The sequence below is a fragment of the Novosphingobium sp. PhB57 genome (genome assembly GCF_004342985.1).
In the GTDB taxonomy this organism is placed as follows: domain Bacteria; phylum Pseudomonadota; class Alphaproteobacteria; order Sphingomonadales; family Sphingomonadaceae; genus Novosphingobium.
In genome coordinates this window covers 1059992-1072707 of record NZ_SMBO01000001.1, presented here as the reverse complement: position 1 = coordinate 1072707, position 12716 = coordinate 1059992, and the positions used below count along the sequence as shown (strand labels likewise).

The window sequence follows — 12716 nt, the reverse complement described above, 5'->3', positions numbered from 1 at the left end:
CCGAAAATCCTGCAATCGCAGTTTATTTTTCGATTCGGCCCGCAATTCTGTCACCGCGAGGATACATATGTTCACTTTGGAACACGCGCGCGGGTACGCCCCTCACTAATGCGAGAAAGCTAACGGAGATGTCCAGAGGCTATGTGAGGGGAGGCCCAAAAGGAAAAGGCACCACCCTCCGGAGAGAGTGGTGCCCGGGGACGGGATCGAACCGCCGACACCATGATTTTCAGTCATGTGCTCTACCAACTGAGCTACCCGGGCTTACCAAACCGAGTTTGGTCATCGTGCGAGACCAAGCTTTTCAGCGAATTTTTCGGCTGCCGAGGCGGCCGTTCGCTGCTGGTGGCGGGCCTATGAAGAACATGAACCGGCTTGGCAACCCTAAAATGGCACGATCATTTCAATCGTCCTGTGGATAAAGGTCCGAGTCCGGATTTTGAGGCGCGGGCGGGCCGGGAAGGGCATAGCCGTCTTCCAGCCACTGCAGCAGATCGCGGTCGCGGCAGCGCTTGGAGCAGAAGGGCGTATGTTCGACCGCGCGCGGCTTTCCGCAGATCGGGCACTTGCGATTGGGCCTGCCGGCAGCGCCTTGGCCCGCGGTTTTGGCCGTGCTTGGATTTGTATCGTCGCTCATGAGGTGATCGCCTGCGCGAAACCGCCCGCCAGTGCAAGGCCCGGCTCTTCGCGCCAGGCCAGCACGCGACCGGTGCGCCGTGCCAGTTCGGCTTCCCATTCCGGCCGCACTTTGGCGCGGACGCGCGGATGGGCGGTCAGCAGGAGCGTTCCGGGCTCCTGGACGCGTTCGGCCTGCCGCAGGAGTAGCCGCGCACAGGCGCCGGCCGGTTCGTGGCGCAGGCGGTGGAGCAGCGAGGGCCGTTCCAGCCGCGCCACCAGCTGGACGAAGCCGAACCCGTTCATCGCCGTGTGCTGGTGCGGCCAGTGGTCCAGCGCCGCGGCCAGCGCCTCGTCCACCGCGCGTCGGTCTTCCTTGCGCTCCAGCGAGGGGAAATCGATGCCGATCGAGCCGCCAAGGTCCAGCAGGCCCACGGCGCGCGCGATCGCGGGGATCGCCGCCAGCGCCAGGGCCCGCGGGGGGAGGGTGCCGTCGATGTCGATCAGGGTCATCGCCGGAGTAGGGATCACCAGGATCGCGCCGCCGTCGAAGGCCAGTTCGCCGTCCAGCGCTTCGGCGAAAAGCTCCGGCCAGGGGTCTTGCGGAAAGGCGCGGAGCGTGCGGACCGGGAGGCCACCGCCGCGCAGCGATTCCGCGAGTGTCGGCGCGGGACGGATCGGCGCGGCGCTGGGCCGCGCCTGCGCGCGCTTCAATCGGCCGGTTTCCGCCATGGCCGCGCGTGTCACTTCGACACGCAGCGTGGCGCCCTCGCTGGCTTCCGGCGGCAGGCCGTCGACCAGCGCTTCTTCGCCGGAAGCGAAGCGAAGCGTGCCGCGCCGCGCGCCCTTCGTGCGGGAGAGCAGCACCGCGTCGGCCACTTCACCGGGGGCGAGGCGGCCGTGCCATTGCAGCCGGGCAGCCAGGACCTCGCCATTCTCGACCAGGATCGCGCGGCTCTCGCCGATCCCGTCCTCGACGAGCCACTCAGCCAATCGCGAAGCCCGCTGCCTGCAGCAGTGCACGGGTTTCGAACAAGGGCAGGCCGACGACGCCGGAATGGCTGCCGGTGATCGCGGCGATGAGGCCCTCGGCGCTGCCCTGGATGGCATAGCCGCCCGCCTTGCCGTCCCACTCGCCGCCGGCGATGTAGGCGTCGATTTCCTGCTTCGTCAGCGGTTTGAAGCGCACGATCGTTTCCGACAGCCTTTCGCGAAGCGTGCCGTCGGGCGATTTGAGCGCGATGGCGGAGAGCACGCGGTGGCGGCGGCCGGAGAGGAGGGCCAGACAGGCGCGCGCGGTTGCCTCGTCCTCTGCCTTGGGCAGGATACGGCGGCCGCAGGCGACGACGGTGTCGCCTGCCAGGACATGAGCATCGCCGGCTTCGGCCGGAAGCACCACGGCGAGTGCCTTCTCCCGCGCCATGCGGCGTGCATATTCGCGAGGAACCTCGCGGTCTCCGTGCGCCTCGTCGATATCGGCAGCGATGATGGCGTGGGGAACGATGCCCAGCCGCGCGATCAACTCGCGGCGGCGCGGGCTGGCCGAGGCGAGGACCAGTTGCGGGTCGTGCCGGGCTGCGGAGGCGTTTTCGGCAGGGGCCACGATCAGTACTGACCGGGGCCAGCGCGACCCGGCATGAAGCGGTAGGTGATACGGCCCTTGGTAAGGTCGTAAGGGGTCAGCTCGACGAGCACCTCGTCGCCGACCAGCACGCGGATGCGGTTCTTGCGCATCTTGCCGGCGGTATGCCCGAGGATCTCGTGGCCGTTTTCCAGCTCAACGCGGAACATCGCATTCGGCAGGAGTTCGATGACCCGGCCACGCATTTCAAGGAGTTCTTCTTTCGCCATTGGCGATCAATACCCGTAAGCCTGCTGCATGATTGGGGCGCGCCATAACCACGACTCGTCGAAAATGGAAGCCTTGCTTGGCGAACTCTTGAACGGGGCCAGCAGATAGCCCGTTTTCGCCGGTTGTCGTTTCAGAAATGCCGCACACGACATGTCGCTTGGGCGGATGCGCCTGCGAATAGTTGGCCGAACGCTTCCGGAACTGTCCTGCGACAAATGCATATTCTGTTGCGACAAAAAGTTACCCGCCCCGACCTTGCGGCATGTTCGCAGTCGCGGCATCAGCGCAGCGGGCCGAGAACAAGGCTCATTGGCGGGAAATATCTTTTTCAATCGGAGGTTTGATTTGCGGTGCGTGCATCTGGTCCCATGGGTTGGGCCACTGTTTGCCGGCGTGTGCCTGCCGGCGCTGGCCCAGGCGCAGGTCGTCCCGGCTTCGCCGGTAGGTGCAGAGGCCGCGATGATGACCAGCGCCGCCACCAGCACGGCCGTTGCCGGCGCCGGGATCGCCGCGGCTGTGAACCCCAGTGACGCATCGGTGCCGCCGGACGAGGACAAGGACGACGATCCGCTGGAAGTGACCGGGGGGGACATCGTCGTCGTCGCCCCGCGCATCCTGGGCCAGCTGGACGTTCCCAACCAGCCGATCGCCACGTTCGACGAGGACGACATCGCCGCTTACGGCGTGGACTCGATCGGAGACCTGATCGATGCGATCTCGCCGCAGACGGGCAGCGGGCGAGGGCGCGGCAGCGGTACGCCGGTCATTCTCGTCAACGGCCAGCGCATCACCAGCTTCCGCGAGATGCGCAACATCCCGCCGGAGGCGATCCGCAAGCTGGAAGTGCTGCCCGAGGAAGTGGCGCTGCGCTTCGGCTATCCGGCGAACCAGCGCGTCGTCAATCTCATCCTCAAGGACAAGTTCTCGGCCACCACCGTCGCCGGAGAGTTCAACAATCCCACGCGCGGCGGCTACGACAATTACGAGCTGGAAAGCGGCATCGTGAAGATCGCCGGGCCGCGGCGGTACAATTTCAACGCGAAGTATACCGACACGTCGATGCTCACCGAGGACGAGCGCAATGTGCGGCAGGAGGACGGATCGCAGCCCACGGTGGCCGGCGATCCCGAGCCGGCGCGCTATCGCAGTCTGGCAGCCGCCGATTCCGAGTTCACGGTGGGCGGCAACATGACGCAGAACCTTGGCGACAAGGGCATGGCCGGATCGATCACCGCGAACGGCGCCTTCACGCACGAAGTATCGACCTCGCTTTCGGGGCTCGACACGGTGACGCTGACGTCGCCTGCCGGCAGCCAGGAAGTGCGCACTCTGCCCGATCCGCTGACCTCGCGCGTCGTTACCGACACGTTCGAGGCGGGGCTGGGCTACAACACCATGGTCGGCCGCTGGATGTTCAACGTCACCGGTGACGGCAGCTATACCGATGCCGGCACGCGCACCGATCGCAAGCGCGACCTGACGGGGCTTCAGGATGCGGCTGCGGCCGGTACGCTCGACATTGCCGGCGCGCTGCCCGTGGTTGCCGGGGCGGGCGTGGACACCGCGCGCAGCCGCACGCTCTCGCTCAGTTCCTTGGCCACTCTCTCCGGCACGCCCTTCATCATGCCGGCAGGCGATGCCAACCTGACCTTCAAGGGCGGCTACGATTTCAGCCGGGTGCAGAGCGAGACTCATTCGGATACCTCCGCCGCCAGCACGTTGACGCGCGGCGATGTCTCGGGCGGCGTCAACCTGGCGATCCCGTTGACCAGCCGCGGCGATTTCCTCGGCGGCATCGGCGATCTCGCGCTCAACGTCAGTGCTGGACTGAACCACTTGTCGGACTTCGGCACGCTGACCGACTGGAGCGCCGGACTCACCTGGTCTCCCACCGAGAAGCTGACTTTCCAGGCAAGCTACCTGGTGGACCAGGAAGCGCCGACCCTGGCGCAGCTGGGCGCGCCGAGCGTGCTGACCTACAATGTCTCGGTCTACGATTTCACCACGAATTCCACCGCGCTCGTGACCGTGCTGACCGGCGGCAATCAGGATCTGCGCAAGGAAACCCAGCGCGACATCAAGCTCTCGGCGACCTGGGAACTGCCCTTCATGGAGCGCTCCAACCTCATCCTGGAATACTTCCACAACCGCTCCTCGAACGTCAGCGAATCTTTCCCCATGCTGACTTCGGCGGTGGAGGCGGCGTTCCCAGATCGGGTGCAGCGCGATGCCTCCGGAAACCTCGTCTACGTCGACCGGCGCGCGGTGACCTTCGACGAGGAGACGAGTTCGCGTATCCGCTGGGGGCTCAATCTCTCGGGCAATCTCGGCAAGAAGGAGACCGGCGGCGGGCAGGGTGCATTCGGCGGGCCTCCGCCTCCGGGCGCAGCGCGCGGTGGTGACGGCGGCGCTCGTCCCTCGGGCGCTTCCGGTAGCGGCGCTTCCGGTGGTGGCCACCAGGCAGGCGGCGGCGGGCCCGGTCCCGGCGGCGGCGGTCCACCGCCGGGCGGTCCCGGCGGCCCTGGCGGCAAGGGCGGCCGCTGGAACCTGTCGGTCTATCATACCTGGCGCTTCACCGACCGCGTCAAGATCGCCGACGGCGTGCCGGAACTGGACCAGCTCAACGGCGAGGCCCTGACGGCGGGCGGCGTCCCGCGCCATGCGATCGAGGCCGAAGGCGGCATGTTCAAGAACGGCTACGGTTTCCGCCTCAAGGCCGAATGGGACGCGCCGACGCGGGTGGACGGCACCGGCCTGCCGGGCAGCTCGGACTTGCGCTTCGGCAGCACGTTCGACGTCAAGCTCCGCATTTTCGCGGATCTGGGAAAGAATGCCGATCTCGTGGCCAGAGTGCCGTTCCTCAAGGGCACGCGCTTGTCGCTCGTGGCGGACAACCTGCTGGATTCGCGGCAGAAGGTCACAGACCAGAACGGCGAAGTGCCGATCGCCTACCAGGCGGCCTATCGTGAGCCGCAGGGCAGGGTGCTGGGCATCGATTTCCGCAAGATGTTCTGATCAAGCCGTCGTCCCGGACTGGCCTGCCGGCCATCGGCCCGGCGGCGAACGCCGCCCATCGGCCAGCGGCGGGAGATCCGGGACGACGGTGAAATCCCCTTCGCAGACCGCTTCCCCTTCGGCCGTTCAATCTCTATCTGGCCCTGATGGCGCGAACACCTGCCGGCACTCCCGAACACCCCCAAGGCACCGAACGCTTCAACGAGGAGCGGGCGACTTTCACCCTGCGCGGCTCCGAACAGCCCGATCTCCAGCAGGGGGTCGAGGCGATCCGGGAAACCTTGCGGACTCTGCCCGCCAAGCCCGGGGTCTACCGCATGCAGGATGCGCGCGGGGATGTGCTCTATGTCGGCAAGGCGCGGGTGCTGAGGAACCGCGTCGCCAACTATACCCAGTGGGAGCGGCTGCCCGGCCGCCTGCAGCGCATGGTCAGCCAGACGCGCAGCATGACCATCGTCACCACCAATTCCGAGGCCGAGGCGCTGCTGCTGGAAGCGCAGCTCATCAAGCGCTTTCGCCCCGCCTACAACGTGCTGCTGCGCGACGACAAGTCGTTCCCCTTCATCCTGCTGCGGTCCGAACATGAGTTCCCGCGCATCATGAAGCACCGCGGCGCGCGCAAGATGAAGGGCAATTATTACGGCCCCTTCGCCAGCGCCGGTTCGGTGAACACCACGATCAACGCCCTGCAGAAGCTGTTCCTCCTGCGCAGCTGCACCGACAGCTTCTTCTCCCGGCGCGACCGGCCCTGCCTGCTCTACCAGATCAAGCGCTGCTCCGCGCCTTGCGTCGGCCGGATCGACGAGGCAGGCTACGGAGAACTCGTGAAGGAAGCCAAGGACTTCCTTGGCGGCAAGTCCAACGCGGTACAGAAGAAGATCGAGAGCCAGATGGCCGAAGCCGCGGCCTCGCTGGACTTCGAGCGCGCGGCCATGCTGCGCGACCGCTTGCGCGCGGCCACGTTCATCCAGGGTAGCCAGGCCATCAACGCCGAAGGCATGGACAGCGCCGACATCTTCGCCATGGCCTGCAAGAACGGCCAGATCGGCGTGCAGGCCTTCTTCATTCGCGGCGGCCAGAATTGGGGCCACCGCGCCTTCTTCCCGACGCATACCGAAGGCCTGTCCGAGGAAGAAGTGTTCCAGAGCTTCCTCGCCCAGTTCTACGAGGAAGTGCCGCCCTCGCGCACCATCCTGGTCGACCGCGAACTGCCCGAGGCCGAACTCATGGCCGAGGCCTTCCGCGAACTGGCGGGCGGCAAAGTCGAGATATCGGTGCCGCAGCGCGGCAGCCGCCGCCGCCTGATGGATCAGGCGGTGCGCAATGCCGTGGAGGCGCTGGACCGCCGCATGGCCGAGCGTGGCTCTCAGGCGAAGATCTGGCGCGAGATGACGGAATTCCTCGAACTGCCGGACCTGCCGCAGCGCGTGGAAGTCTACGACAACTCGCATATTCAGGGCGCCAAGGCCGTGGGCGCAATGGTAGTGGCGGGGCCGGAGGGTTTCATGACCAGCCAGTACCGCAAGTTCAACATCCGCGAGGCGCAGAGCAACGACGATTTCGCGATGATGCGCGAAGTCATGACCCGTCGTTTCGGGCGCGTGCAGGAGGAGGACCCCGAACGCGAGAGCGGTATGTGGCCCGACCTCGTGCTGATCGACGGCGGCAAGGGCCAGATGAGCGCGGTGAAGGACGCGCTGGAGGAACTCGGCATCGAGGACGTGAACCTCATCGCCATCGCCAAGGGGCCGAACCATGGCCGCGAGGGGCGCGAAATCTTTCACTTCCCCGACGGGCGCGAAAAGATGCTGCCGGTCAACTCGCCGCTGCTGTTCCATCTCCAGCGCCTGCGCGACGAGGTTCACCGCTTCGTCATCGGCGCGCATCGCGCCAAGCGCAGCCGGGCGATCACCGCCAGCCCGCTCGACGAAATTCCCGGCATCGGCCCGGCCCGCAAGCGCGCGCTGCTGCTGCACTTCGGCACCGCCGGCAAAGTGCGCGCGGCCAGCCTGGAAGACCTCCAGCGCGCGCCCGGCGTCAGCGCGGCGGTGGCACAGACGATCTACGATTTCTATCATCCGAACGGCTGACGGGGCGCTGCGAAGGAGGCCGATAGCCGCGGCCCCACCCTCCGCGCCGAAGGACCAACAGCCGATTCCCATCGACGAACGACATGAGCCTCGCGTGACACTGCGGCGACGTTCGCGCTAGGACGCGCGCATCCGCTGGCGCGCGGGGCAACCCTGCGCATCCGCAACAAAGCCGATTTCCGGAGCTTCAGCCCCTCATGCGTTCTTCCTTGCGTAATCTCGCCACGGCCGGCGCCGTGATTGCCCTTGTCGTTTCCGCGCGGGCCTTCGCCGCAGCACCTGCCGCCGTTCCTCCGGCCGCCTCGGGCGAGGCCGTGCCGCTGGCCGAAACCGTCCCCAGCGACCTGCCGCGCAACGCCCGGCCCAGCCACTACCGCATCGAAGTGACCCCCGATGCCAAGGCACTGACCTTCAGCGGCATCGCCTCGATCGACCTCACCGTCTTCACCGCCACCGACGCACTCACGCTGCACGGCAATGGCCTGGCGGTCTCGTCCGCCAGCCTGGTTGCCGCCAACGGCGTCGCCCTTCCGCTCCAGACGAGCGCCGACGAGAACGCGCAGACCTTGCGCTTCGCCGCCGGCAAGAGGCTCGCGCCCGGCAAATACCGCCTCGATGTGACTTATGCCGGCAAGATCGGCACTCAGCCCTCCGGCTTCTTCGCGCTCGACTATCCCGACAAGCGCACCGGCGCGGGCAATCGCGGCGAAGTGCGCGGGCTGTTCACCCAGTTCGAAGCGCCTGACGCGCGCCGCTTCGTGCCCAGCTTCGACGAGCCGAGCTACAAGGCGACCTTCGACCTTTCCGCCGTCGTCCCCGCAGACCGCATGGCGATCAGCAACATGCCGGTGAAGGGGCAGGAAATGCTGGCGGGCGGGCTCAAGCGCGTCACGTTCGGCACGACTCCGAAAATGAGTTCCTACCTGCTGTTCTTCGGTGTCGGCGATTTCGAGCGGACCGCGAAAAAGGCGGCGGACGGCGTGGACGTGGGCATCATTTCGCCCGCGGGCAGCGGCGCTCAGGCCGACTACGCGCGTGACGGCCTCGCCCAGATCCTTCCCTGGTTCGACGACTATTTCGGCGTGAAGTTCCCGCTGCCCAAGCTGGACAACATTGCCGCGCCCGGCTCCTCGCAGTTCTTCGGCGCCATGGAGAACTGGGGCGCGATCATGACATTCGAGCGTATCCTGCTGCTCGATCCCGCCGTCACCAGCCCTTCCGGCAAGCAGAGCATCTACAGCGTGCAGGCGCACGAAACCGCGCACCAGTGGTTCGGCGATCTCGTGACGATGGCCTGGTGGGACGACATCTGGCTGAACGAAGGCTTCGCCAGCTGGATGGCCGACAAGGTCACCGATCACTTCAACCCGGAATGGAACTGGAAGCTGGGCGGCATCGACGGCCGCGAAGGCGCCATGGCGCTCGACGCCCTGCCAACCACGCACCCCGTCGTGCAGAAGGTCCGCACGGTTTCCGAAATGGAGCAGGCCTTCGATTCGATCACCTACCAGAAGGGGCAGGCGGTCATTTCGATGCTGGAGGACTATGTCGGCGCCGATACCTGGCGCACCGGCATGCAGACCTACATGCGCAGCCATGCCTATTCGAACACGGTCAGCAAGGACCTCTGGGCGGCCATGGAATCGGCGGGCGGCAAGGACGTGGACCTGATCGCCGAGGCGTTCACCCATACCCCGGGCGTACCGCTGCTGCGCGTCAAGGTATCCGCCTGCGCGGCCGGCAAGACGCGCCTCGACCTGACACAGGACGCCTTCTCGCTCGATCCCTCGACCCGCGGCGGCAAGACGCCGACCTGGCCCATGCCGCTGCTGATCCGCGCCGGAAACGGGGAGCCCATGCGCCATCTCATGACCGGCAGGACCGACAGCGTCACGCTGGACAGCTGCGATGCCGTGCTCGTGAATGCAGGCCAGCTCGGCTATTACCGGACGCTCTACGATGGCCAGGCGCTCGATGCGCTGGTTTCCGGTTTCGCGTCGCTGGCGCCGATCGACCAGTACGGCCTCCTGCGCGACAACCTTTCGCTGTCGCTGGCGGGTTACCAGGACATGGCGGCGGGCCTGCGCCTGCTGTCGGCCGTACCCGCGACGGCCGATGCCACGCTTTCGGGCAAAGTCATCGGCCAGTGGGAAGGCGTCTACGGCCTGCTCGACGATGCCAAGGTCAAGTCCAGGCTCGCCGCGCGGATTTCGAAGACCTGGGCGCCGCGACTGGACAAGCTGGGCTTCGACCCGGTCGCAGGCGAGCCGCTTACCGACACCAAGCTGCGCTCGCAGCTGATCGACACGCTCGGCACGATCGGCGACGCCCGTGTCGTTGCCGAGGCGCGCCGCCGGCTCCAGGGGCTCGCCGCCGATCCCAAGTCGCTTGACGGTCCGATGAAGGCCACCTGGCTGAGCGTGGCTGCGGCCAATGCCAACCGTGCCGACTGGGATCTCCTGCGCCAGCAAGCCGCCAAGGCCACCGGCTTCGTGGAACGCCAGCTCTACTATACGGACCTTGGCATGGCCGGGGACGAAGCGATCGCCAAGGACGCTCTCGCGCTCGCCATTTCCGGCACGCCCGATGCGACCAGCGCCTCGCAGATCATCACCACGGTCGGCCGCGCCCATCCGGAGATGACGTTCGACTTCGTTCGCGCGCACCAGCAGGCGATCGACGGGCTGATCGAGCACTCCGGCCGCGCCCGTTTCTTCGCGCGCATCGTCGCGTCGAGCACGAACCCGGACATGGTCGGCAAGATAGAGGCTTATGCCGCCACGCTTCCTGCGGATGAGGCCAAGCCGGTGGTGCAGGCGTTGACCGGACTCAAGGAGCGTCTGGCCAATCGTCCCCGCCAGCGCGTCGAGGTGGCGGCCTGGGTGAAGAAGACGAAGTAAGGGGGCGCAATTCCGGGGGGTGACCCCCGGGCCCTCGCAATGGCGACATCCCGCGCTGCCGGACAGTGCGGAGAACAGGAGAGGCAGGGGCTTGGATCCCCTGCCTCTTCCTTATTTGCCGAACCTGCGAAGCACGCGCCACCCGAAAGCCTTTATCCGGTTCCGCGCGGGCCAGCGCTTCGTTCGTCCCGGCGAGAGGCCGAACCCTCGCAGCCAGCCATTGAAGGCCCGCGCATCGGCCTCGGCAAAGCTCCATTCGGAACGCCAGGTGATCGACAGGGAAACCGATGGCGCGCCGCCGTTGCGCACGAAATGGGGCGCCATGACCGGGACATAGACCGCCTCGCCTGCGCTCAGGGCGAACTCCGTGCCTCCGGGCAGGAGGTCGTCGTGCCACTTGAGTTCGCGGCCGCCGCCCGTGTGGTAGGTCTCGTGGACCCGGTCCGGCGCGAAGCGGGGATCGCCGGCGGGGAACTGGGTCATGACCTTGGTGCCGCGCACTTGCAGCAGGATGTTGTGTTCGGGGTCGAAGTGATAGGGCGTGACGCCGCCCGCCGAAGTGACGAAGGCAAACGCCTGAAGCTTCATCATGCGGCCGGTTTTCGCCTCGATGGCGGGGCGCAGCTCGTCCAGCAGCTCGCCCAGAAGGCGGGCGTAGTCCGGGTCCTGTTCGATGTTCTTGATGACGCCCCAGGAATTGGTCGTCTCGATCTCGCGGATCGTGCGGCCGATGGGGATGCCGGTGGGCGCGGGCTTGCCGTCGATGCCGAGCGGCTGGTTGCCGAAATTGTACTCCACCGACCCGGCCGGCAGCGATTCCGCAAGGGCGGCAAGCGCTTCCAGCGCCATCAGCGGATGCTCGCCAAGGGCATGGGTCAATTTGTGCGGCACTTCGGGGTAATTGGCGGAAAAGCGGGCGCGCGCCTCTTCGGAGAAGACGGCAGCGCCTCCGGTCTTGGAGAACAGGTTCACAGGTTTCCTCCTGCGGGACGGCGCGCGATTTCCGCGCGGACGAAGTGGCGGAACAAGCGGCGGCGGAGCGGACCGCCAATGGCGATCGAAATTCGCGCGACCGTGCGGCGCTGGCGCCAGAGATGGTCGATCATCGGGTGGTCGGCCGCGGCGCAGCTGTCGGTCCAGGCGATGTCGTCGCGCTCCAGCACGCGCAGGTTCTCGCGCTGGAGCAGGACCCCCGGCGAGTATCGGGAGTAGCCTTCGTCGAAAGCGGTCTTGAAGGAATAGGCGCCCGGCGGGGTCAGGAAGCTGGCCAGCATGGCGATGGGCCGGCCGTCGAGCATGAGCGAGAGACGTTCGAGACGGCCCCGCCGGGCCGCGCCTTGCAGGCTTTCACGCAGCAGGGCGGTCGTTTCCGGCTGGTTGGCCAGCGCCGATCCGGCCTTGCCCTTCCAGCCGGAAGCCTCCAGCGCGAGGAAGGCGTCGCACCATGCGGCCAGGCCGTCCTCACCGGAGTGTCGCTCGACATCCACGGTGCCCAGTTCCGCCAGGCGGCTGGCCTGTCGGCGCAGTTCCTTGCGTTTCTTGCCCGATAGCGAGGCCTCCAGATAGGCGTCGCCGGTCAGGTCCGAGGCGAGCAGGGCGCGTTCCTCGCGGTGTACCACTTCGGACTGGCGCGGTTTTGCGGCAAGCAGTGCCGAAAGGGCGGCGTGAACGGGGCCGTCGACGGGAATGCCGCGCAAGTGGAGGAACAGCGCCTGACCCGCGTGACCATCCGCCCAGTCCAGCACCGCGCGCCAGAACGCGGCCTCCGCGCCCCGCGCCACCAGCGGGACGCCGCAGAAGCAGTTGTCGTGAAGCCAGCTTGTCAGGTTCGGCACCGGCCAGCGATAGTAGCGGGGTGTTCGCAGGATCGGCAGAAGCCCGGCCAGCTCTCCGGCCCGCTCGAACCGCAGGATCATCACGTCCTGTCCGCGCGCGAGGTGACGCAGCGAGGGCAGGAGATACCAGCTTTCGAAAAAGGGATTGGGCTCGCTCGCTTCCAGCGCGAGCCGGTCCCAGGCGGCGATCTCGGCCTCCAGCGCACGCCACGGGACGCAGCGCAGCGAATAGGGCGCCGCCGCCGGAGCGGCGTCCTTGCGAACCGAATGGGCCTGGCGGTCGAACATGGTGCTTGCGAGCCTGCTTATCCTTCAGCAGCCTCTAGCGCCCCGGCATCAAGGAAGTGCTAACGCCGCCTTCCATGCCAAAGCCCCGGCGGATCGCTCCGCCGGGGCCGGCCATCAGGGT

At 67.0% G+C, this 12716-nt stretch carries 9 protein-coding genes and 1 tRNA gene; 3 read left to right on the top strand and 7 right to left on the bottom strand.

The features are described from left to right. Positions 1–188: 188 nt before the first annotated feature. From EDF58_RS04920 to infA, 5 genes are all read right to left on the bottom strand, one after another. Positions 189–264, bottom strand: a tRNA-Phe gene (locus tag EDF58_RS04920). Between the two features lie 139 nt (positions 265–403). After that, complete coding sequence (yacG, locus tag EDF58_RS04915) at positions 404–637, bottom strand: DNA gyrase inhibitor YacG (RefSeq protein WP_243654074.1); 234 nt, start codon at positions 635–637, stop codon at positions 404–406. Further along, positions 634–1608 carry a ribonuclease E/G gene (locus EDF58_RS04910; RefSeq protein ID WP_132263151.1) on the bottom strand — a complete coding sequence of 325 codons (975 nt, stop codon included), beginning with the start codon at positions 1606–1608 and terminating at the stop codon, positions 634–636. Before EDF58_RS04910 ends, yacG begins: the two co-directional genes overlap by 4 nt. Then, the gene (locus EDF58_RS04905) at positions 1601–2218 is read right to left on the bottom strand and encodes a nucleoside triphosphate pyrophosphatase (protein ID WP_132263150.1); all 618 of its coding nucleotides are present in this window, start codon (positions 2216–2218) and stop codon (positions 1601–1603) included. Before EDF58_RS04905 ends, EDF58_RS04910 begins: the two co-directional genes overlap by 8 nt. A 2-nt stretch (positions 2219–2220) precedes the next feature. After that, entirely contained in the window at positions 2221–2466 is a 246-nt protein-coding gene (gene infA, locus EDF58_RS04900; protein ID WP_132263148.1) for a translation initiation factor IF-1, read from the bottom strand. A gap of 355 nt (positions 2467–2821) precedes the next feature. Here infA and EDF58_RS25775 point away from each other — a divergent pair, with 355 nt between their 5' ends. The 3 genes from EDF58_RS25775 (at position 2822) to EDF58_RS04885 (ending at position 10472) form a co-directional block, all read left to right on the top strand. Further along, positions 2822–5482, top strand: a complete 2661-nt coding sequence (locus EDF58_RS25775) for a TonB-dependent receptor (protein WP_165921331.1) — start codon at positions 2822–2824, stop codon at positions 5480–5482. Positions 5483–5628: 146 nt separating this feature from the next. Then, the gene (uvrC, locus tag EDF58_RS04890) at positions 5629–7572 is read left to right on the top strand and encodes an excinuclease ABC subunit UvrC (RefSeq protein ID WP_132263146.1); all 1944 of its coding nucleotides are present in this window, start codon (positions 5629–5631) and stop codon (positions 7570–7572) included. A 197-nt stretch (positions 7573–7769) separates the two neighbouring features. Next, a complete protein-coding gene (locus tag EDF58_RS04885) occupies positions 7770–10472 on the top strand; it encodes a M1 family metallopeptidase (RefSeq protein ID WP_132263144.1) in 2703 nt (900 codons plus the stop codon). A 111-nt stretch (positions 10473–10583) separates the two neighbouring features. Here the strand turns inward: EDF58_RS04885 and EDF58_RS04880 are convergent, their stop codons facing one another. Next, on the bottom strand, positions 10584–11444 hold the full coding sequence (locus EDF58_RS04880; protein WP_207912812.1) for a transcriptional regulator: 861 nt from the start codon (positions 11442–11444) through the stop codon (positions 10584–10586). Beyond that, positions 11441–12595, bottom strand: a complete 1155-nt coding sequence (locus EDF58_RS04875; protein WP_132263143.1) for a GNAT family N-acetyltransferase — start codon at positions 12593–12595, stop codon at positions 11441–11443. Before EDF58_RS04875 ends, EDF58_RS04880 begins: the two co-directional genes overlap by 4 nt. Positions 12596–12716 lie beyond the last annotated feature (121 nt).